This is a genomic window from Mesorhizobium sp. 2RAF21 (genome assembly GCF_052115345.1).
Lineage (GTDB): Bacteria > Pseudomonadota > Alphaproteobacteria > Rhizobiales > Rhizobiaceae > Mesorhizobium > Mesorhizobium terrae.
On sequence record NZ_JBFRGM010000001.1, the window covers coordinates 403,777 to 424,177 of the forward strand.

Annotated in this window: 18 protein-coding genes; 13 read left to right on the forward strand and 5 right to left on the reverse strand. The window is 66.3% G+C overall.

Translation table 11 applies throughout. The features are described from left to right. The first annotated feature begins 74 nt into the window (after positions 1–74). From dut to AB4136_RS02120, 7 genes are all read left to right on the forward strand, one after another. Entirely contained in the window at positions 75–560 is a 486-nt protein-coding gene (dut, locus tag AB4136_RS02090) for a dUTP diphosphatase (protein WP_024923306.1), read from the forward strand. Then, complete coding sequence (locus AB4136_RS02095; protein WP_024923307.1) at positions 560–1,219, forward strand: HAD family hydrolase; 660 nt, start codon at positions 560–562, stop codon at positions 1,217–1,219. The genes dut and AB4136_RS02095 overlap by 1 nt, the downstream gene beginning before the upstream one ends. A 153-nt stretch (positions 1,220–1,372) precedes the next feature. Beyond that, positions 1,373–2,179, forward strand: coding sequence for an isocitrate lyase/PEP mutase family protein (locus AB4136_RS02100; protein ID WP_024923308.1), 807 nt, complete (start codon positions 1,373–1,375; stop codon positions 2,177–2,179). Between the two features lie 155 nt (positions 2,180–2,334). Beyond that, a complete protein-coding gene (locus tag AB4136_RS02105; protein ID WP_137900334.1) occupies positions 2,335–2,712 on the forward strand; it encodes a hypothetical protein in 378 nt (125 codons plus the stop codon). A 190-nt stretch (positions 2,713–2,902) separates the two neighbouring features. Then, a complete protein-coding gene (locus AB4136_RS02110) occupies positions 2,903–3,220 on the forward strand; it encodes a hypothetical protein (protein ID WP_137900333.1) in 318 nt (105 codons plus the stop codon). Between the two features lie 103 nt (positions 3,221–3,323). Continuing rightward, the gene (locus AB4136_RS02115; protein WP_137900332.1) at positions 3,324–4,316 is read left to right on the forward strand and encodes an adenosine kinase; all 993 of its coding nucleotides are present in this window, start codon (positions 3,324–3,326) and stop codon (positions 4,314–4,316) included. An 89-nt stretch (positions 4,317–4,405) separates the two neighbouring features. After that, positions 4,406–4,987, forward strand: coding sequence for a histidine phosphatase family protein (locus tag AB4136_RS02120; protein WP_137900331.1), 582 nt, complete (start codon positions 4,406–4,408; stop codon positions 4,985–4,987). On the opposite strand, the gene AB4136_RS02125 is transcribed toward AB4136_RS02120, so the two are convergent. Continuing rightward, positions 4,978–5,952: a LysR family transcriptional regulator gene (locus tag AB4136_RS02125; protein WP_137900330.1), complete on the reverse strand. Its 975-nt coding sequence runs from the start codon at positions 5,950–5,952 to the stop codon at positions 4,978–4,980. The two genes, AB4136_RS02120 and AB4136_RS02125, sit on opposite strands and share 10 nt — an antisense overlap. A gap of 146 nt (positions 5,953–6,098) precedes the next feature. Between AB4136_RS02125 and AB4136_RS02130 the strand changes: the two genes are divergently transcribed. Beyond that, positions 6,099–7,646, forward strand: a complete 1,548-nt coding sequence (locus AB4136_RS02130) for an MFS transporter (RefSeq protein WP_137900329.1) — start codon at positions 6,099–6,101, stop codon at positions 7,644–7,646. 21 nt (positions 7,647–7,667) lie between these two features. Here the strand turns inward: AB4136_RS02130 and AB4136_RS02135 are convergent, their stop codons facing one another. Further along, complete coding sequence (locus AB4136_RS02135) at positions 7,668–8,897, reverse strand: cytochrome-c peroxidase (RefSeq protein WP_051504810.1); 1,230 nt, start codon at positions 8,895–8,897, stop codon at positions 7,668–7,670. 275 nt (positions 8,898–9,172) lie between these two features. Here AB4136_RS02135 and AB4136_RS02140 point away from each other — a divergent pair, with 275 nt between their 5' ends. Then, positions 9,173–10,717 (forward strand): acid phosphatase, encoded by a 1,545-nt coding sequence (locus tag AB4136_RS02140; RefSeq protein ID WP_024923316.1) that lies wholly within the window; start codon positions 9,173–9,175, stop codon positions 10,715–10,717. 144 nt (positions 10,718–10,861) lie between these two features. Here AB4136_RS02140 and AB4136_RS02145 read toward each other — a convergent pair whose 3' ends face one another. Next, positions 10,862–13,147 carry an NADP-dependent malic enzyme gene (locus AB4136_RS02145; RefSeq protein ID WP_024923317.1) on the reverse strand — a complete coding sequence of 762 codons (2,286 nt, stop codon included), beginning with the start codon at positions 13,145–13,147 and terminating at the stop codon, positions 10,862–10,864. A 154-nt stretch (positions 13,148–13,301) separates the two neighbouring features. On the opposite strand from AB4136_RS02145, the gene mutS reads away from it, so the two are divergent. Beyond that, positions 13,302–16,013: a DNA mismatch repair protein MutS gene (gene mutS, locus AB4136_RS02150; protein ID WP_051504809.1), complete on the forward strand. Its 2,712-nt coding sequence runs from the start codon at positions 13,302–13,304 to the stop codon at positions 16,011–16,013. Between the two features lie 45 nt (positions 16,014–16,058). Here mutS and AB4136_RS02155 read toward each other — a convergent pair whose 3' ends face one another. Beyond that, on the reverse strand, positions 16,059–16,526 hold the full coding sequence (locus AB4136_RS02155) for an Lrp/AsnC family transcriptional regulator (RefSeq protein ID WP_204367404.1): 468 nt from the start codon (positions 16,524–16,526) through the stop codon (positions 16,059–16,061). Between the two features lie 113 nt (positions 16,527–16,639). Between AB4136_RS02155 and AB4136_RS02160 the strand changes: the two genes are divergently transcribed. Beyond that, positions 16,640–17,242 (forward strand): LysE family translocator, encoded by a 603-nt coding sequence (locus AB4136_RS02160; RefSeq protein WP_244431181.1) that lies wholly within the window; start codon positions 16,640–16,642, stop codon positions 17,240–17,242. Here AB4136_RS02160 and AB4136_RS02165 read toward each other — a convergent pair. Beyond that, positions 17,226–18,176 carry a LysR family transcriptional regulator gene (locus tag AB4136_RS02165; protein ID WP_024923321.1) on the reverse strand — a complete coding sequence of 317 codons (951 nt, stop codon included), beginning with the start codon at positions 18,174–18,176 and terminating at the stop codon, positions 17,226–17,228. The genes AB4136_RS02160 and AB4136_RS02165 overlap by 17 nt on opposite strands. Positions 18,177–18,284: 108 nt before the next feature. On the opposite strand from AB4136_RS02165, the gene AB4136_RS02170 reads away from it, so the two are divergent. Together AB4136_RS02170 and AB4136_RS02175 are read left to right on the forward strand one after the other, a co-directional pair. Continuing rightward, the gene (locus AB4136_RS02170) at positions 18,285–19,226 is read left to right on the forward strand and encodes an aldo/keto reductase (protein WP_036254975.1); all 942 of its coding nucleotides are present in this window, start codon (positions 18,285–18,287) and stop codon (positions 19,224–19,226) included. 92 nt (positions 19,227–19,318) lie between these two features. Continuing rightward, on the forward strand, positions 19,319–20,356 hold the full coding sequence (locus AB4136_RS02175) for a MerR family transcriptional regulator (RefSeq protein ID WP_024923322.1): 1,038 nt from the start codon (positions 19,319–19,321) through the stop codon (positions 20,354–20,356). Positions 20,357–20,401: the final 45 nt, after the last annotated feature.

The window sequence follows — 20,401 nt, forward strand, 5'->3', positions numbered from 1 at the left end:
CGCCACCAAAGAATCCCGTTGAAACCCCGGTGGGCGGTTGACTTGGCACGCGGTCGGGCCGATAGGATCGCGCCATGCACCCGACATCGAAAACTTCACCCGTCCTTGGCCCGACGGTCGGTTTCGTCCGCCTGCCGCATGGCGAGGGGCTGGAGCTTCCAGCCTATGAAAGCACCGGCGCCGCTGGCATGGACCTGCGCGCCGCCGTTCCCGAAGACCGGCCGCTGCTCATCCTGCCCGGCAGGCGCGTGCTGGTGCCGACCGGGCTGGTCATGGAAATCCCCGAGGGTCTGGAAGGCCAGGTGCGGCCCCGCTCCGGCCTCGCGCTGAAGCACGGCATCACCTGCCTCAACACACCGGGAACCGTCGACAGCGACTATCGCGGCGAGGTCAAGGTGCTGCTGATCAACCATGGCGACGAGGAATTTTATGTCGAGCGCGGCATGCGCGTCGCCCAGATCGTCTTCGCGCCCGTTGTCCAGGTGCGGGCCGAGGAACGCAGCCTCGCCGGCGGCACGACACGCGGCGGCGGCGGTTTCGGGTCGACCGGAACGGCTTGATGACGTTGCCGGAACTGGTCATCTTCGATTGCGACGGCATTCTGGTCGACACCGAGAACATGGCCAATGAGCGGCTGGCCGTCTGGCTGACCGAGGCCGGTTATCCCGCCGATTTCGACTATTGCCGCAAGCATTTTTCCGGCCGTTCGATGGTCTCGGTACGCAACGAGATCCTTGAAACGGCCGGTATCGACCTCGGCGAGGATTTCGCCGACCGCTGGAACATCGGCCTGCCGGAGCTGTTCGCCAAGGGCGTCGACGAGATCCCGCATGTGCGCGACGTCATCGACGCCGTGCGCGCCGCCGGCATTCCCTATTGCGTTGCCTCCTCGGCGCGCGTTTCCAAGATGCACATCACGCTCGGCGTAACCGGGCTTCTGCCTTTGTTCGAACACGCCATGTACAGCGCCACCATGGTCGGCCGCTCGAAACCCTTCCCCGACCTTTTCCTACATGCGGCGAGGGAAATGGGCGTCGCGCCCGAAAACTGCATCGTCATCGAGGATTCGGTGGCCGGAACCAAGGCCGGCATCGCCGCCGGCATGCGGGTGTTTTCCTATCACGGCGACCCCCATTCCGATCCCGAAGGCCTGCGGGAGGCCGGCGGCATCCTGTTCGCCGACATGCGCGAACTGCCGAGCATGGTCCCGCTGCGCTAGCGCCGCGCCTTCCATGACGGTTCGATCAAGCCTCGACGCCGACTTTTGGCAGGAGTGTTGAGCGGCCTGGGCCTGCGCCAACGGCATTCGTTTGCCCGGCCCCGAAGGGCTCGCTAGGATTAGCCCAATCGCACAATTGCCGGAGATATTTCAATGGACAAGGGCAAGACCTTCAGGGATTTGCACGCCGAGACGTTCGTCATTCCCAACCCGTGGGACGTCGGCTCGGCCAAGCTTCTTTCATCCATGGGCTTCAAGGCGCTGGCCACCACCAGCGCCGGCCACGCCTTCTCGCGCGGCCTGCCCGATGGCAGCATCACCTTCGAGGCGATGATCCAGCATTGCCGCGAGATCGTCGCGGCCACCGCGCTGCCGGTGTCGGCCGATCTCGAGAAGGGCAAGGGCGACAGCGCCGAAAGCGCCGCCGAGACCATCTTCGCGGCCGAGGCTGCCGGCCTTGCCGGTTGCTCGATCGAGGACCATACCGGCGACGCGGACAAGCCGATCTACGATTTCTCGCAAGCCGTGGAGCGGGTGGCGGCGGCGGCCGAGGCCGCGCGGGCCTTGAAACGCGACTTCGTCTTCACGGCGCGCGCCGAGAACTTTTTGCACGGCCGGGCCGACCTCGACGACACAATCCGCCGGCTGCAGGCCTATGAGAAGGCCGGCGCCGACGTGCTTTATGCGCCGGGTATCGCCGACGTTGCTTCGGTGCGCGCCGTCTGCCAGGCGGTCACGCGGCCGGTCAATGTGCTGGCGGTGCCCGACTTCACCGTGCCGGCATTGGCGCAAGCCGGCGCCAAGCGCATTTCGGTCGGCTCGCAGCTCGCCTGCGCTGCCTTCAGCGCATTGGAGCGGGCCGGCCGCGAACTGCTCGATGTCGGCTCCTTCACCTTCAACCGCGCCAACACGATGACCTTCCGCCGCCTGAACGAGCTGTTCTCGACGGAACAGGGTTGACGGCGAGGCACGTCGTTTCAGCGACGTGTGCCGACGCGGCGTTGAACCAGGCCGGCCCGCTCTCATTGCGCGGGCTGGCGCTCGCGCCTACTATGATGCCCGCGCCAAATTCATCGCCGATGCGAATGACGCGCCCGGCCAGGGTTCCTGTTGAGATGAATGTTGCGATCCGCGTTCTTTTTATCGCCGCCGTGCTGGCGGGTTTCGGCTCGCCGGTGCGTGCCGACGAGAAGGGCGAGCTTGCGGCACTGGTCGATGCGCTGCGCAACGAAATCGCCGCCTGCTGGATGCCGCCTGATATGACCGGTGCGAAACCCATCTCGGTGGTGGTCAAGGTCAGGCTGAAGCGCGACGGCTCGCTGGCCGCCAAGCCGGTGGCCGAGAACCCGCCCAAGGCGAAGGAAGCGAAGCTGCTCGCCGCCAGTGCCGTGCGCGCGGTGGAGCGCTGCGCGCCTTTTCACAGTATGGCCGGCACCCGCCTGCCCTACGAGCGCTGGCGCGAGCTGAAACTGAACTTCGCGCCGGTGTTTTGAGCCGGTCTGCCGGCACGCAAGGCGACCGTTGTGCCCAATCCCTGTTTCAATCTACGGTAGGACCCGCTGATGTGCAGGGGGAAGCCAAGGCATGCATTCACCGGCCCGGTGCGTTCTGGCCACTCTGTTGATGTGCGCTCCAACCGTGTCTGCCCAAGCCGCCGACAAGGCGGCTGCCGGGAAGATCAGTATGGCCGCCATGGTGGCCATGCGGGAGAAGATCGACAGCTGCTGGTCGATACCGGCGGGCGCGGTTTCAGGAGAAACCATCCTGTTTCAGGCGAAAATTCTCGTCCGCTTGAAGCCCGATGGCTCGTTAGCTGAAAAACCGACGGTCCGGGAGCCTCAAAAAGGGAAAGCATTTCGGCTCTACGCAGAGAGCGCCATACGCGCCATCGAAAAATGCGCTCCTTACACCATGCTGCGCCCCTGTCCGCCCGATGTATGCAGCGAGATTGTCGTTACATTCGCTCCTAACTACATGACCCCACCCCAACCGCAGCAATAACTTGCAAAATCCGGCCATTTCTGTAGACCCGCGCGCGGCCGGCATGGCAGAAAGCCAGGGTTTTGGGCCATTTGACTGGACCCAGCCTCGCGCGGAGACCTGAATGCCGGAATATGATGTGCTGAGCATCGGCAATGCCATTGTCGATATCATCGCCCAATGCGACGAGGCCTTCCTTGCCGACAACGGCATCATCAAGGGCGCGATGAACCTGATCGACGCTGAGCGTGCCGAACTGCTCTACCGTCGCATGGGCCCGGCCGTGGAAGCGTCCGGCGGCAGCGCCGGCAACACGGCCGCCGGCATCGCCAGTTTCGGCGGCCGTTCCGCCTATTTCGGCAAGGTCAGCCAAGATCATCTGGGCGAAATCTTCACCCATGACATCCATGCCCAGGGCGTCGCCTTCGACACCAGGCCGCTGCAGGGCACGCCGCCAACCGCGCGTTCGATGATTTTTGTCACACCCGACGGCGAGCGGTCGATGAACACCTATCTCGGCGCCTGCGTCGAGCTCGGCCCGGAAGATGTCGAGGCCGACAAGGCCCGCGGCGCGGCCGTCACCTATTTCGAGGGCTATCTGTGGGATCCGCCGCGCGCCAAGGAGGCGATCCGGCTGACCGCGAGCCACGCCCACGCCGCCGGCCGCAAGGTGTCGATGTCGCTGTCGGACAGTTTCTGCGTTGATCGCTACCGTGGCGAGTTCCTCGACCTGATGCGTTCGCGCACGGTCGACATCGTCTTCGCCAACAGCCACGAGATCAAATCGCTCTACCAGACCGCTTCCTTCGACGAGGCGCTGGCGCAAATCCGCAAGGATTGCCGCATCGCCGCCGTCACCCGCTCCGAGAAGGGGTCGGTCATCGTGCATGGCGACGAGACCTTCGTCATCGAGGCCACCAAGATCCACGAACTGGTCGACACCACCGGCGCCGGCGACCTTTATGCCGCCGGCTTCCTGCATGGTTACACCAAGGGTCTCGACCTCAAGACCTGCGGCGATCTCGGTTCGCTGGCGGCCGGCCTAGTCATCCAGCAGATCGGCCCGCGTCCGCGCCAGAACCTCAAGCGCGAGGCCGAGCAGGCCGGATTGCTGTAGCGTCTTTTTCCTTTTCCCATGCGGGAGAAGGATCATGGCGCCGCAAGACGAAATCCGTATAGTCCTCGCCGCGACAAACGAGGACGAGCATGGCAAGCCCCTATCCCGAAATCACCCTGGTGCGGCACGGCGAGACCGAGTGGAGCGCCACCGGCAAACACACCGGCCGCACCGATATTCCGCTGACCGCCACGGGCGAAGATGCCGCGCGCGGGCTGGGCGACCGCTTGAAGGGCAAGAGCTTTGCCGCCGTCTGGTCGAGCCCGTCTTCCCGCGCGCGCCGCACGGCGGAGCTGGCGGGGTTCGGCGCACTGGCCGAGGTGAAGCCCGACCTCGCCGAATGGGATTATGGCGCCTATGAGGGGCTGAAGACGAAGGAAATCCTGGTCGAGCGCTCTGGCTGGAACCTTTACCGCGACGGTTGCCCGGGCGGCGAAAGCGTGGCCGAGGCCGGCGCCCGCGCCGACCGCGTGGTTCAGGCGCTGCGCGCGGTGAATGGCAATGTGCTGGTTTTCTCCTCTTCGCATTTCCTGCGCACGCTCGCCGCCCGCTGGCTCGGCCTGCCGGCCTCGCAAGGGGCACTGTTCGTGCTCGATACGGCCAGCATCTCCACACTCGGCTACGAGCACGACATGACCGAACCGGTGGTGCGCCGCTGGAATCAGGTCTGAGCCGTCTCGGTTGCTCGCGATTGGGATGCCGCGCCGGTGCCCGGACCGGGCAAGGCCTCGCAGCGGGCGGCGAACAGCCGCTCGCAGATGAAATCCACGAACACCCTGACCTTCGGCGACAATTGCCGGTTCGACGGCCAGATCAGGCGGAATTGGCCCGGCGCGTCGAGATAGCGGTCGAGCAGCGTCACCAGCTCGCCTTTGGCCACCGGCTCGCGCGCCAGGAAATCCGGCATGCAGCCGATGCCGAGGCCGGCAAGGGTGGCGCCGCGCAGCGCCTCCATGTTGTTGCAGGTGAGCACGATGTGCCGGCGCGGTTCAGGCTCGCCCTCCGGCAGGGTCAGCGGCCAATCATGCAGCTTGCCGCTGTTGGGGAAGCGGAAGAGGATCGCCCGGTGGCCGTCGAGGTCGCGCGGACAGGCGGGGCTGCCGTGGCGCTCGAGATAATCGGGCGAAGCGCATAAGAGCATTTGGAAGGGCCTGAGCGCCCGCGCCATCAGTCGGGAATCGGGCAGGTCGCCGCTGCGCAGCGCCACGTCGACGCCTTCGTCGATCAGGTCGACGATGCGGTCGTTGAAATCGAGGTCGATCTCGACTTCCGGGTAGAGCCGCGTGAATTCCGGCAGCACCGGCAGGAACAGATGATAGCTGACCACCGGCGCGCTCACCCTCAAGCGCCCGCGCGGCGTTTCCACCGCCTCCGCCAGCATCGCCTGGGCGTCGTCGAGATCGTCCAGCACCCTGCGGCAACGGTCGTGGAACAGGCGTCCTTCCTCGGTCAGCCTGAGACTGCGGGTCGAACGCTGCAGCAGGCGAACCCCCAGCTGCTCCTCCAGCCGGGTCACCGCCTTGCCGACCGCCGACGGCGATAGCCGAAGCACCCGCCCAGCGGCGACGAAACTGCCGAGATCGGCCGTGCGCACGAAGGCGGCGAGCCCGCTCAGCCGGTCGAGGGAGCGATCCATTCGAGCGTTTCCTTCCATGATAAGCGGAACATGACCAGCATTTTGTTCAGATTACCGCAAATCTATCATGAAACGGTCATTCAACAAGCCCGGCGGCGTGTCTCGCGGAATGCGGACATCGTGGGCGAAAAAACCCCGCGGATATCATGGTTCAATCGAAAAAGGCTCCGGGCGCGGCCGAAAAAGCGCTCGTTCTCGTCGCGGTGTGTCTGGCCGCTCTCTCCATGCCGCTCACCTTCACAGGCCCGGCCGTGGCGCTGCCCGCCATCGGCCGGGCGCTCGGCGGCAGCCCGATCGCGCTCAACTGGGTGACCAACGCCTTCATGCTGACCTTCGGCTCCTCGCTGATGGCGGCGGGCGCGCTGGCTGATGCCTATGGCCGCAAACGCATCTTCCTGATCGGTACCGCGGCCTTCGGCCTGTTTTCGCTGGCTGCCGCCATGTCGCCCTCGATCCTCTGGCTCGACCTTGCCCGCGCCGCGCAAGGCGTTGCCGCCGCCTTTGCCTTCGCCGGCGGTGCGGCGGCACTTGCGCAGGAGTTCGACGATGGTGCCCGCATGCGCGCTTTTTCCCTGCTCGGCACCTCCTTCGGCATCGGACTGTCCTTCGGCCCGATCGCGTCGGGCCTGATGATCGACGCCTTTGGCTGGCCTTCCATCTTCCTGCCGGTGGCGGGCGCCACCGCCGTCGCCTTCCTGATCGCGGCCCGTTTCATGCGCGACAGCCGCGATCCCGCCGCCGCCGGTCTCGACTGGCCGGGCGCGGCAAGCTTCACCGCGGCACTTGCGCTGCTCACCTACGGTTTCCTCAAGGCGCCGGAGGCCGGCTGGAGCGATCCGACGGTGGTCGGTCTCATCGCCGGCGCGGTCGTGCTTTTCCTCGCCTTCGGCCTGATCGAGCGCAAGGTGGCGCGGCCGATGCTGGACCTCTCGCTGTTTCGTTATCCGCGCTTCGTCGGCGTGCAGCTTCTGGCCGCCGCTCCCGCCTACGCCTTCGTCGTGCTTCTGATCCTGCTGCCGGTGCGTTTCGTCGGCGTCGAGGGCATGGGCGAGATCGGCGCCGGCCGCATGATGATCGCGCTGTCGGCGCCGTTGCTGGTGCTGCCGCTGGTGGCCGGCCTTTTGACGCGCTGGCTGCCGGCCTCGGTGCTGTGCGCGACGGGCCTGGCCATCTCGGCCGCCGGGCTGTTATGGCTGTCGGGCGTGCCGGGCGGCGCGCCGCCGTCCGCGCTGCTTCTGCCGATGTTGACCATTGGCGTCGGCATCAGCCTGCCCTGGGGCCTGATGGACGGGCTTGCCGTCTCGGTGGTGCCGAAGGAACGCGCCGGGATGGCGACCGGCATCTTCAACACCACACGCGTTGCCGGCGAAGGCCTGGCACTGGCCGTGGTCAGCGCGATGCTGTCGGCGCTGACGGCCGGGCATCTGGCAACGGCAGCGACGCCCGCGGCGGAAACCGGCCGACTGGGTCAGGCCGCGCAAAGGCTGGTCACCGGCGACCTCGCCGCAGCACAAGCCCTGCTGCCCGGCACGGGCCGCGACCTCCTGGTGACGCAATATGGCCTGGCCTTCTCGACCTTGCTCGTCCTGCTCACCGCCATCACCGTGGTCACCGCGATCGTGGTGTTCCTGTTCATGGGACGGAGGGCGGAAGAGGAGCAGCCGGAGACGGCGCAGGCCACCTTCTGCGCTTGAGCTCGCGAGAACCGCAAGCCGCTACTGCCCCGCCTGCTGCAACTGGTCGGCGTCGGTGAGCGTGTTGAGAAAGGCGACGATGTCGTCGATCTCGGCATCGTCCAGCGCCGGCTTGTCGCCGGGCTTGCGGCCGAAGGGCGGGTCCTGGTTGAGATTCGCCCAATAGCGTTGCGGCAGGTCGTCATAGCGGTGAACCGAGCCGTCGGCGTTCTTCGCATACCAGTGGCCGGGGTCGCTGTCGCGCGAGGCGTAGAACGCGACAGCATCGCGCAGCGTGTGGAAGAAGCCGTTGTGGAAGAAGTTTTTCTTCAACGCCACGTTGCGCAGCGTCGGCGTGCGGAACAGGCCGCAATATTCGTCCCGCCTTTTGAGGTCGGTGCGCAGCGGGCCGCACACGCCGAGATCGACATAGGCGGAGTCGGCATTGGCGGGAATGGCCGGATTGCGTGGCACCGCCACGGCGATCAGGCCGAAATCGGTGAATTGCGGCGGCTCGCCGTCATTGGCCGGCTCGCTGAGATGACAGGAAGCGCAATTGCCCTTGGCCGGGTCTTCGAACAGGGCGCGGCCATGGAGTTCCTGCGCGGTCAACGTGCCCTTGCCGGCCAAAAAGGCGTCGTAGCGGCTGGAATAGGGGTAGAAGGTGGCGGCGTCCTGCTCGAACGTGCCGAGCGCCTCGACGGCGCCGTCGAAAGCATCGGTGGGTCGCGAGAAGATGTCGTCGCCGAACGCCGCCTTGAACGCGTCGGCATAGGCGGTCCTGGCGAGCCGTGCCACCACAGCGTCTGGGCCGGCATTCGCCATCTCGAACGGCGACAGAAGCGGGATCCTGGCCTGCTCGGCGCCGCGGTCGACGCGGCCGTCCCAGGTCAGGCCGCCGGTCGGGCCGTTGTCGACGCTTTCGTCGCCCTCGTCCTCGGAATCGTAGAAATGCTCGCTGAAGGCGGGCACCGCCTGCAGATAGCGCAGCGTCGGCACCGCGCGCTGGCCTGGCCGGTCGAGCGCCGGACCGCCCATCTCGACCGGCGCGGCCGAGGCGGAGGAGAAACCATGCTTCGGGTCATGGCAGGAAGCGCATGCCTGCCGCCCCGACGCCGACAGCGCCGGGTCGAAGAACATCTGGCGGCCAAGTTCGGTCAGCGTGGCGGCACGGGCGAAGGCCTGCGCCCGCGACAGCGGGCCGGGATGGACGCCGTTGGCCTCGGCGGCGACCGTGTGTCGGATAGCGGGGGCTGAGAGCCCGAGCGCCATGGCCACCGCCAGCGCGGCGAGACCGTGTCGCAGGCGTCGCGGATCGATCTTGGGCACTTTCGGAGGCACCTTCGGGTTTTGTCGTATCGGAGCAAGCCGGCGCATGATTCCCGGCGCCTGCAACGAAATGATGACGCCCGCCGGCACTGCATCCCCATGTCACAAACCTGACAGAGAGCGGGCCTAGGCTTTTTGCGACTTGCAGGTGCGTGGCTTCGGCAGGACGGCCCGCAGGCGGCCCTCCAGCCAGTCCCTCAGCCACAAGGTCATCCCCCATGCCAAGGCTCAAACCCCTCAAATCCGCTTGTCTGGCCAGTTCCGCGCTGGCTCTGCTCACCGCCGCGCTGCCCGCGCATGCCGCTCCCGCCGGCTACGACAAGATCGATAACATTGTCGTGATTTATGCCGAGAACCGCTCCTTCGACAATCTCTACGGTGGTTTCCCCGGCGCCAACGGCCTCGCCAATGCCAGCGCCGACGAGGTCACCCAGCTCGACCGCGACGGCAAGCCGCTGTCCGAATTGCCGCCGTCCTGGGGCGGCCTGACCGCCAAGGGCGTGACGCCGGCTGTCACCGAGGCGCAGTCGGCGCACCTCGCCAATGCCGTTTTCGCCATCGACGATGCCAAGGGTTTCAACCAGGGGCTCAACGTCATCACGCGCGATTTGTGGCACCGCTTCTACCAGGAGCAGATGCAGATCAATGGCGGCAAGAACGACAAGTTCGTGGCCTGGGCCGATTCCGGCGGCCTCGTCATGGGCCACTATGACGGCTCGTCTTTGCCGATGTGGAAGGTGGCGCAGAAATACGTCCTGGCCGACAACTTCTTCCAGGGTGCGTTCGGCGGTTCCTTCATCAACCATTTCGCGCTGGTCTGCGCCTGCACGCCGTTTTATCCCGACGCCGACAAGAGCCCGGTGAAGGACATGATCGCTTCAGTGGAGCCGGACGGCGTCACGCTGAAGGTGGCCGACAATTCGCCTGTATCGGCGCTCGCCGGCGGGCCGAAATTCGTCAAGGACGGCGCCATCTCGCCCGACTTCTACGCCGTCAACACCATGCAACCGCCCTACCAGCCGTCCAACAACAAGCCGGCGGAAGGCGGCGATCCGGCTTTTGCCGACCCGAAGGCCGCCACCACGCTGCCGCCGCAGCATGACATCACCATCGGCGACCTCCTGTCGCTGAAGGGGATTAGCTGGGCCTGGTATGCCGGGGCCTGGCAGACCGCGCTCGACGGCAAGAACGCCACGCCGGTGCCGAACTTCCAGTTCCACCACCAGCCCTTCAACTATTTCGCCGCCTATGCGCCGGGCACGCCGGCCCGCGCCGAGCATCTGAAGGACGGTGGCCTCGAGGGCGCCGCCTTCATCAAGGATATCGACGACGGCAAGCTGCCGGCCGTCACCTTCTACAAGCCGCAGGGCAACCTCAACGAGCATGGCGGTTATGCCGACGTGTCGAGCGGCGACCAGCACCTGGCCGACGTCATCGCCCATCTGGAGAAGAGCCCGCAATGGGCGCATATGCTGGTGGTGGTGACCTATGACGAGAATGGCGGCTTCTGGGATCATGTCGCGCCGCCCAAGGCCGACCGCTGGGGGCCGGGCAACCGCATCCCGGCCATCATCGTCTCGCCCTTCGCCAAGATGGGCACGGTGGATCACAGCCAGTACGACACCACCTCGATCCTGCGTTTCGTCACCACGCGCTACGACCTGCCGGTGCTGCAGGGGCTGGTCGCGCGCGACAACGCGCTGCGTGCCAACAGCCTGCCGGTCATGGGCGACCTCACCGCCGCGCTCGATCTGACGCACTGAACCGGGTTAGCGCTGGAACAGACAAAAACCCCGGCGGGTGACCGCCGGGGTTTTGCTTTGGGTTTGGCGAGTGCCTGATCGGAGCAGCATCCGAGACATGTCTCTGACGCGACCCTCGCCCGCTTCGCGGGAAGGGATCAGCCCTCAGGCTCCGGCCGAATAGGCCGCGATGGCCGCCATGTTGACGATGTCCGAATCCTTGGCGTTCAGCGGCACGATCTGGACCGGTTTGTTGAGGCCGACCAGAAGCGGGCCGATCACGGTCGAGCCGCCCAGTTCCTGCAGCATCTTGGTCGAGATCGAGGCCGAGTGGAACGCCGGCATGATCAGCACATTGGCCGGGCCGGTCAGCCGGCAGAACGGGTATTGCGCCATCACGCGCGGGTTCAGCGCGACGTCGGCGGCCATTTCGCCGTCATACTCGAAATCGACCCGCCGCTTGTCGAGAATGCGCACCGCCTCCTGCACCCGCTCGGAGCGTTCGCCCTGCGGATGGCCGAAGGTGGAGTAGGCAAGCATAGCGACGCGGGGTTCATAGCCCATTCGCCGCGCGAAATTGGCCGCTTCCTCGGCGATGTCGGCGATCTGGTCGGCATTGGGCATGTCGTGGACCGCCGTGTCGGCCACCAGAACGGTGCGCCCGCGCGCCAGCACGATCGATACGCCGATGACACGATGGCCGGGCTTGGCGTCGATGACGCGGCGCACGTCGTCCAGCGCCGTCGAATAGTTGCGGGTGACGCCGGTGACGATGCCGTCGGCATCGCCCAGCGCCACCATGCAGGCGGCGAAATGGTTGCGGTCGTTGTTGATCAGGCGCTGGCAGTCGCGGAACAGGAAGCCCTTGCGCTGCATGCGCTCGTACAGGAAATCGGCATAGATCGCGTTCTTGCGCGACAGGCGCGCATTGATGATCTCCAGCCCCGGCTTGTCGAGGTCGATGCCGGCGTGGCGGGCATTCTCCTTGATGATGTCGTCGCGGCCGAGCAGGATGGCGGTGCCGAGCCGCTGGTTCACATAGGCGACCGCCGCGCGCATCACCTGTTCCTCCTCGCCCTCGGCGAAGACGATGCGCTTGGGCTGGCGCCGCACGCGGTCGTAAATGCGCTGCAGCGTCGAGGCGATCGGGTCGCGCCGCGCCGACAGTTCCTGCGCGTAGCGGTCGAGGTCGAGGATCGGCTTGCGCGCCACGCCGGTTTCCATCGCGGCCTTGGCCACCGCGATCGGGATGGCCGAAATCAGGCGCGGGTCGAACGGCACCGGGATGATGTATTGCGGGCCGAATTTCGGCCGGTTGCCCTGATAGGCGGCGGCCACGTCGTCGGGCACGTCCTTGCGGGCAAGCTCGGCCAGCGCCTGGGCGGCCGCCACCTTCATGGCGTCGTTGATGGTGGTCGCGCGGACGTCCAATGCACCCCGGAAGATATAGGGGAAGCCCAGCACATTGTTGACCTGGTTCGGATAGTCGGACCGGCCGGTGGCCATGATGGCGTCGGTGCGGATCTCGGCCACCTCCTCCGGCGTGATCTCCGGATCGGGATTGGCCATGGCGAAGATGATCGGGTTTTTCGCCATCGACTGGATCATGGCATTGGTGAAGGCGCCACGCGCCGAAAGCCCGAACACCACGTCGGCGCCGTCCATCGCCTCGGCCAACGTCCGCGCCTCGGTCTTCACCGCATGCGCCGACTTCCACTGGTTCATACCCTCGGTGCGGCTCTGGTAGACGACACCCTTGGTGTCGCACAAGGTGACGTTTTCCGGCGCGAAACCCATCGACTTGACCAGTTCGATGCAGGCGATGCCGGCAGCACCCGCGCCGTTGCAGACGAGCCTGGTCGTCTTCATGTCGCGGCCGGTGATCGCCAGCGCGTTGATCAGGCCGGCGGCGGCGATGATGGCGGTGCCGTGCTGGTCGTCATGGAAGACGGGAATGTCCATCAATTCGCGCAGCCGCTGCTCGATGATGAAGCATTCCGGCGCCTTGATGTCTTCCAGGTTGATGCCGCCGAAGGAGGGCCCGAGGAACTTGACGCAGTTGATGAATTCGTCGGCGTCTTCGGTGTCGACCTCGAGGTCGATCGAATCGACGTCGGCAAAACGCTTGAACAGCACCGACTTGCCTTCCATCACCGGCTTGGAGGCCAGAGCGCCGAGATTGCCCAGCCCGAGGATGGCGGTGCCGTTGGAAATGACGGCAACCATATTGCCGCGCGTGGTGTAGTCGAAGGCGCGCGACGGGTCTTCGGCGATCGCCTTCACCGGCACGGCGACGCCCGGCGAATAGGCCAGCGAAAGGTCGCGCTGCGTGGCCATCGGTTTGGTCGGCACGATCTCCAGCTTGCCCGGCCGGCCCATGGCGTGGAATTCCAGCGCCTCCTCCGCGCTCACCGAAGGGCCTTGTCCATCCTGTGCGTTCTTACGGGCCATGCTGCGTTTCTTCCCCTTGGGTGGCGCTTTGCGCGCGCTCAATTTCTTTGTGGAGCGTTCGGGATTAAGGCTACACTTTGGAGGTGTAAACCGCCAAGCAATTGCCTTCGGGATTTTTGGAAACAGTTTCTTGAACGACGAAACCCCTATCGCGATGGAAGGTAGCGCGCCGCTGGCTGGCGCCTCGGCATCCATGCCCACTGCCGCCACCCCGATGATGGAGCAGTATCTCGAGATCAAGGCGGCGAACCCGGATTCGCTGCTGTTCTATCGCATGGGCGATTTCTACGAGCTGTTCTTCGACGATGCCGAGAAGGCTTCGCGGGCTTTGGGCATTGTGCTGACCAAGCGCGGCAAGCACCAGGGCGCCGAGATCCCGATGTGCGGCGTGCCGGTGCATGCGGCCGACGATTATCTGCAGAAACTGATCGCGCTCGGTTTCCGCGTTGCCGTCTGCGAACAGATAGAGGATCCGGCCGAGGCCAAGAAGCGCGGTTCGAAATCGGTGGTCAAGCGCGACGTCGTCCGTCTCGTCACGCCCGGCACCATCACCGAGGACAAATTGCTGGCGCCGTCGGAATCGAGCTTTCTGATGGCGCTGGGGCGGGTGAAGGGCGGCACTGACCAGAATTTCGCGCTGGCCTGGATCGAGATTTCCACCGGCGTCTTCCGTGTCGCCGAGACCAATGCCGAGCGGCTGTTGGCCGACATCTTCCGCGTCGATCCGCGCGAACTGATCGTCGCCGAGCCGGTCTTCTACGATCCCGAGCTGAAGCCGGTGTTCGATGTGCTTGGCCGCGTCGCCAATCCGCAGCCGGCCAGCCTGTTCGATTCCGCCTCGGCCACCGCCCGCATCGCCCGTTTCTTCAACGTGGCGACGCCGGATGCCTTCGGCACCTTCAGCCGCGCCGAACTCTCCGCCATCTCCGGCGCCATCGCCTATGTCGAGAAGACGCAGAAGGCGGAACGCCCGCCGCTGTCGCGACCCGAGCGCGAGGAGAACGGCGCCACCCTGTTTATCGACCCGGCGACGCGCGCCAATCTGGAACTGTTGCGCACGCTGTCCGGCAGCCGCGACGGCTCGCTGTTCAAGGCCATCGACCGCACCGTCACCGGCGGCGGCGCGCGCCTGTTGGCCGACCGGCTGATGGCGCCGCTGACCGATCCCGCGGCGATTACCGCTAGGCTCGATTCGGTCTCCTTCTTCCGCGACGAGGTTCGTCTGGCCGAGGCGCTGCGGCTTTCGTTGAAGGGCGTTGCCGACATGCCGCGCGCCTTGTCGCGGCTGGCGCTGAACCGCGGCGGCCCGCGCGACCTTGGCGCGCTGCGCGCGGGCTTCCTTGCCGCCGGCGAGATCGCACGGATCTTTGGCCGGGCCGCGCAGCCGGCGGAGGTGGCCGCAGCGCTCGCCGCCATCGGCGCGCTGCCGAAGCCGCTGGCCGAACACCTCGCCGGTGCGCTGGCCGACGAGCTGCCGCTGTTGAAACGCGATGGCGGCTTCCTGCGCGCTGGCTACGATGCCGAGCTGGACGAGATGCGGGCGCTGCGCGACGAGACGCGCAAGGTCATCGCCGGCATGGAGCGCGACCTGATCGAGGAAACCGGCATCCGCTCGCTGAAGATCCGGCATAACAATGTGCTGGGTTATTACATTGAGGTGACGGTCAACCACCAGGCCATCATGACCGGCACGGACGAGGCCAAGGCGCGCTTCATCCACCGCCAGACCATGGCCAACGCCATGCGCTTCACCACAACCGAACTGGCCGGGCTGGAAACGAAGATCGCCAATGCCGCCGACCGCGCGCTGGCCATCGAGCTTGCTGCCTTCGACAGGCTGCTGGCCGAAGCCGTCGGCGAGGCCGAGGCGATCCGCGCCGGCGCGGATGCACTGGCCGTGCTCGACATATCGGCCGCCCTGGCCGCGCTGTCGGTGAGCGAAAACTGGTGCCGGCCGGTCGTCGATGCCAGCCTGGCCTTTGCCATCGCCGGCGGCCGCCACCCGGTGGTGGAACAGGCGCTGCGCCGTTCCGGCGAGGGGCCGTTTGTCGCCAATAACAGCGACCTGTCGCCGGAGGGCGATGCGAAGAACGGCGCAATCTGGCTGCTCACCGGCCCCAATATGGGCGGTAAGTCGACCTTCCTGCGCCAGAACGCGCTGATCGCCATCCTGGCCCAGACCGGTTCCTTCGTGCCAGCGGCAAGCGCCCATATCGGCGTCGTCGACCGGCTGTTCTCCCGCGTCGGCGCTTCCGACGATCTGGCGCGCGGCCGTTCGACCTTCATGGTCGAGATGGTGGAGACCGCCGCCATCCTCAACCAGGCTGGCGAACGCGCGCTCGTCATCCTCGACGAGATCGGTCGTGGCACCGCCACGTTCGACGGTCTCTCCATCGCCTGGGCGGCGGTGGAATATCTGCACGAGAAGAACCGCTGCCGGGCGATCTTCGCCACCCACTTCCATGAAATGACGGCCTTGGCCGGCAAGCTCAACCGGCTTCACAACGTCACCATGCGCGTCAAGGAATGGGAGGGCGACGTCGTCTTCCTGCATGAGGTGGGCAAGGGTGCGGCCGACCGGTCCTATGGCGTGCAGGTCGCGCGCCTCGCCGGTCTGCCGGAAGCCGTGGTGGCGCGGGCCAGGGAAGTTCTGCATCAGCTCGAGGAAGGCGAGGTGTCGGGCAAGGCCGACCGCCTTGTCGACGACCTGCCGCTGTTTTCCGTTGCCGTGAAACGCGAGCCGCCGAAGACCGCCAAGCCCGATGTGCTGGGCACCGCTCTGTTAGAGCTGAGCCCCGACGAGATGACGCCGCGCGAGGCGCTGGAAGCGCTTTACAGATTGAAGGAACTGGCGGCGGGGAAATAGCCGTCTTGCGAACCTGCGGGCTTGGCGCGTGCGCCAGGCCCTCGTTCAGCCGATCGGCAGTGCGTAGGTCTGCTTGACGATCTGGCTCGGCACGTCGGTCTTGACGTTCTGGATGCCGTTGGCGCGCGTCAGGTGAGTGGCCTGGAACTGCCGGTATTCGGTGAGGTCGGCCACCGCCACCCGCAGCAGCGCGTCGCTCTCGCCCAGCATGATGTAGCATTCCATCACCTGCGGCAGCCTCTTCATCGCCGCCATGAAATGGTCGATGGTTTCCGCGTCCTGCGCCGTCAGCCACACCCTGGCGAACAACGACATGCCGACGCCGATACGGACGGGGTCGAGCACGGCGACATAGCGGTCGATGATGCCGGCTTCCTCCAGAAGCTTGACCCGGCGCAGGCAAGGCGACGGCGACAGGCCGACCTTTCTGGCCAGTTCGACATTCTGCAAGCGGCCGTCTTCCTGCAGGGCACGCAGGATACGGCGATCGATCTCGTCGAGTTTCATCGGCATTCCATGCCAGGATTTCGTTGAAATCAGCATATCATGCCAATTCTGAAAAGCAGCATGGCATCTTCGCAATCCGATTGCCGGCATCGTTGTCTAGCCTGTCTGTCATGCAAACGATGACCCTGATCCTTTTCGCCGCCACGGTATTGCCGCTGATCTTGACGCCGGGTCCCGACATGCTGTTCGTCGCCTCGCAGGCGCTGTCGGGCGGCGCGGGCGCTGGTCTGCGCGGCACCGCCGGCGTGTGCCTCGGCTATGTCGTGCATTCGGCCTTTGTCGCACTCGGCCTGGCTGCGGTCATCGCCGCCTCGCCGCTTTTGTTCGAGGCGCTGCGCTGGCTTGGCGTCGGCTATCTCGTCTATCTGGCGGTGAAGCTGCTGCAATCGGCGATGCGGCCGGGCGGCGTCGCGCTGGCCGCCGTCGCTGGTGGGGCTAGCCTGCGGCGCGGCTTCCTCACGGCCTTCCTCAACCCCAAGGGCATGATGATCTATTTCGCCATCCTGCCGCAATTCATGACGCATGACGCCAATGCCGCCCTGCAGGCGGTCCTGCTTTCAGCAATCTTCGTGGCGTTGTGCGGCCTGGTCTATACGGTGCTCAGTCTCACCATCGCCGGGCTTGGCCGGCGTGGCGGCATCAGCGACCGCAGCCGCCGCGTGGTCGAAGGTTCGGCCGGCGGGCTGCTGATCGTCGCGGCCGGTTTCATGGCCGCCCGCTGAGGGCGGGCTCGGAAGATGCGGCGCAGCCCGCCTGCAATTGGACAGACAGATCGCGCAATTCGCCCTTCAGCCAGTTGGTGGCGCCGTCGGCATCGCTGCGCGCATGCCAGGCCATGCCGATTTCAAACCCGTCCAGCGGCACCGGCGTTTCGAACCGCCTGAGCCCGTAGGCGCCGATGCAGCAGCGCGCCAGCTTGGCCGGCAGCGTGGCGACGAGGTCGGTCGAGCCTGCAACATTGGCCGCGACCAGGAAGTGCGGCACCGACATGGCGATGCGGCGGGCACGGCCGATGCCTGCCAGCGCCTTGTCGGCGACGGCGTTCATGCGGCCGACCCGCGAGACGATGACATGGTCCTCGTCGAGAAAGGCATCCAGCGTCACCGAGGCGCCGAGCCGTGGGTGGCCGTCGCGGCAAAGCGAGACATAGCGATCCTGGTAGAGCACCTCGCGCCGGCGCGCCGTCGAAAGCGTGCTTGCCTCGGAGATGACGAGGTCGCAGTCGTGGCTCGCCAGCCGCTCCTCGAAATCGGCCTCGAACGGCAGCACCTGCAGCACCATGCCGGCGGAGACGTCGCGAATGCGCTGCATCAGCGGGACCATCAGCACCGCCGCCGCATATTCATTGGCCAATATCCGGAAGCGGCGGGTCGAGGTCGCGGCCTCGAACCGCGCCTCGGTCTCGAGCGTCTGGACGATCTGGTCGAGCAGTGCCCGTACGCGCGGCCGCAACTGCTCGGCGCGCGGTGTCGCCACCATGCGGTTGCCGCGCCGGACAAGGATCGGGTCGTTGAGCAATTCACGCAGCCGGGCCAGCGTCGCGCTCATCGCCGGCTGGCTCAGCCCCTGCCGGCGCGCGGCGCCTGAGACGCTGGGTTCGGCCAGCAGCGCGTCCAGCGCTGTGAGCAGGTTGAGATCGATGCCGCGTATATCCATAGAGCCTATTCCGCAAATACACGAGATCGATTGGAATTATCGATCATCGCCGCATAAGTCCAGTTCGACCCGCCCGTTTGGGCATCGTCGAGACACTGGAGAGCGGAAATGCAGACCACCACATTGGGAAAGAACGGCAAGCGGGTTGGCCGCATTGGCCTCGGCGCCATGGGCATGACCTTCGGCTACGACCCGCATGGGCGCGACGACGATGCGTCGGCTGAAGTGATCCGCCGCGCCATCGATCTTGGCGTTACCCTGATCGACACCGCCGACGTCTATGGGCCGTGGACGAATGAGGAGCTCGTCGGCACGGCGTTGAAAGGGCGGCGTGACGAAGTGGTGTTGTCCACCAAGGGCGGCTTGCTGTTCGACGAAAACGGCTTCAGCAACAACGGTCGCCCCGACTATCTGGCGAAGGCCGTCGACGACAGCCTGATGCGGCTTGGCGTCGACCATATCGACCTCTATTTCCTGCATCGCATCGACCCGCAAGTGCCGGTCGAGGAGAGCTGGGGCGCGCTGGCCAAGGCCGTCGACGCCGGCAAGATCGGCGCGCTCGGCCTCTCGGCGTCGAGCCTTGACGAGATCCGCCGGGCGGAAAAGATCCACCCGGTTGCCGCCGTGCAATCGGAACTGTCACTGTTCGATCGCTCGGCGCTTGCCGAAGTGCTGCCCTACACGGTCGAGCATAGCATCGCCTTCCTGCCGTTTTCCCCCTTGGGTCGCGGCGTGCTGACCGGCGGCATCGCCAGGCACGAGGACCTGCCCAGGGACGACTGGCGCCGCAGGCTGCCGCAATTCAGCGACGAAGGTCTCGCCAGGCAGCGAGCGCTCGTCGCGGCGGTCGAGCGCATAGGCGCGCGGCACGGCGCCAAGCCCTCGCAAGTGGCGCTGGCCTGGCTGCTCGCCAAGGGCGATCATGTCATTCCGATCCCAGGCACCAAGCGCCTGCGTTATCTCGAGGAAAATGCCGCCGCCGCCGATCTCGCGCTGACACCGGCCGAGATCGCCGAACTCGACGCGCTGGAGCCGCCGGTGTTCGGCTGACGGCGGGCGGTCCGGAATGCGCTAAAAACACCTTGACCCGTCCCCTGGGACCGCCCCGATAAGAGGGCGGTCGGCAATCAGGAGATCGATTCGTGAGCATTTCCGGAGAAGTCCTCAATCCCGCCGAAGCCGCGCGGCGGCTCGGCGTATCCGCCAAGGCGCTGCGCCTTTATGAAAGGCGCGGTCTGATCAGGCCCTTGCGCACCGGCGCCGGCTGGCGCGCCTACGGACCGGTCGAAATGACGCGCGCCGGCGAAATCGTTGCCTTGCGCGGGCTGGGCCTCAGCCTGGTCGAGGTGGCGCGCATCCTGAATGGCGACCCCTCCGCTCTGGAGCCGGTGCTGGCAACCCATCAGGCCGTGCTTGAGGACGAGCTCAACCGGCTCGGCCGGACCGTCGAGACGGTGCGCGGCCTGCGCGGCGAGCTGGCCGGCGGCAAGGTCCCCAGCGCCGGTGAACTGACGAGGTTGTTGCGACCCGCCGGCGAGATCGTGGCCGCCTTCGACTTGCCCTGGCCCTGGGACGGCGAGCGGTTCGAACTTCGCGACGCGCGACCGCTGACTTTCATCGTCGGCCCGCTGGGCAGCGGCAAGACGCGCTTTGCAGAGGCGCTGGCCAAAGCGCTTCCCGACGCTGCTTTCCTCGGCCTGGAGCGATCGAGCGACGATGGAGCAGCCGCCGCGAAAGCGCTGCTGGAGAAGGATGCCGCGTTGGACGCGCGGGTGGAGGAAGCCATCGCCCGGCTGTGCGCGGATGGCGCGTCGCGTTCGCCGGCGCTGCTTACGCTGATGGTTGCGCTGGAGGCCGAGCGCCCGGCCGCGCTGGTTGTCGACATGGTCGAGCAGGGTCTGGATCAGGCCACCCAGGAGGCTCTGATCGCGCGCCTGCGCCGCCGTGGCCCGCAGGCGCGCCCGCTGTTCCTGATGACCCGCTCCGATGCGATCCTCGACCTTGCCGCCGTCGGTCCCGGCGAGGCGATCCTGTTTTGTCCGGCCAATCACAGTCCGCCGATGCGGGTGGCTGCCTTTTCGGGCGCTGCCGGCTTCGAAGCTGTCGCTTCGTGCCTGGCCTCGCCGCGGGTTCGGGCGCGCACGGAAGGCATGATCGCCTGGCGTCCGCAGGCGGCTTGAGCCCAACAGGGACGATTCGTGCGGCGGCCATTGCAAGGATTGCCG

Bases quoted from the DNA above. Each gene is read 5' to 3' on its own strand.
- dut (WP_024923306.1), top strand. From the start codon at position 75: ATGCACCCGACATCGAAAACTTCACCCGTCCTTGGCCCGACGGTCGGT.
- AB4136_RS02095 (WP_024923307.1), top strand. From the start codon at position 560: ATGACGTTGCCGGAACTGGTCATCTTCGATTGCGACGGCATTCTGGTC.
- AB4136_RS02100 (WP_024923308.1), top strand. From the start codon at position 1,373: ATGGACAAGGGCAAGACCTTCAGGGATTTGCACGCCGAGACGTTCGTC.
- AB4136_RS02105 (WP_137900334.1), top strand. From the start codon at position 2,335: ATGAATGTTGCGATCCGCGTTCTTTTTATCGCCGCCGTGCTGGCGGGT.
- AB4136_RS02110 (WP_137900333.1), top strand. From the start codon at position 2,903: ATGGCCGCCATGGTGGCCATGCGGGAGAAGATCGACAGCTGCTGGTCG.
- AB4136_RS02115 (WP_137900332.1), top strand. From the start codon at position 3,324: ATGCCGGAATATGATGTGCTGAGCATCGGCAATGCCATTGTCGATATC.
- AB4136_RS02120 (WP_137900331.1), top strand. From the start codon at position 4,406: ATGGCAAGCCCCTATCCCGAAATCACCCTGGTGCGGCACGGCGAGACC.
- AB4136_RS02125 (WP_137900330.1), bottom strand. From the start codon at position 5,952: ATGGATCGCTCCCTCGACCGGCTGAGCGGGCTCGCCGCCTTCGTGCGC.
- AB4136_RS02130 (WP_137900329.1), top strand. From the start codon at position 6,099: ATGGTTCAATCGAAAAAGGCTCCGGGCGCGGCCGAAAAAGCGCTCGTT.
- AB4136_RS02135 (WP_051504810.1), bottom strand. From the start codon at position 8,897: ATGGCGCTCGGGCTCTCAGCCCCCGCTATCCGACACACGGTCGCCGCC.
- AB4136_RS02140 (WP_024923316.1), top strand. From the start codon at position 9,173: ATGCCAAGGCTCAAACCCCTCAAATCCGCTTGTCTGGCCAGTTCCGCG.
- AB4136_RS02145 (WP_024923317.1), bottom strand. From the start codon at position 13,147: ATGGCCCGTAAGAACGCACAGGATGGACAAGGCCCTTCGGTGAGCGCG.
- mutS (WP_051504809.1), top strand. From the start codon at position 13,302: ATGGAAGGTAGCGCGCCGCTGGCTGGCGCCTCGGCATCCATGCCCACT.
- AB4136_RS02155 (WP_204367404.1), bottom strand. From the start codon at position 16,526: ATGCCGATGAAACTCGACGAGATCGATCGCCGTATCCTGCGTGCCCTG.
- AB4136_RS02160 (WP_244431181.1), top strand. From the start codon at position 16,640: ATGACCCTGATCCTTTTCGCCGCCACGGTATTGCCGCTGATCTTGACG.
- AB4136_RS02165 (WP_024923321.1), bottom strand. From the start codon at position 18,176: ATGGATATACGCGGCATCGATCTCAACCTGCTCACAGCGCTGGACGCG.
- AB4136_RS02170 (WP_036254975.1), top strand. From the start codon at position 18,285: ATGCAGACCACCACATTGGGAAAGAACGGCAAGCGGGTTGGCCGCATT.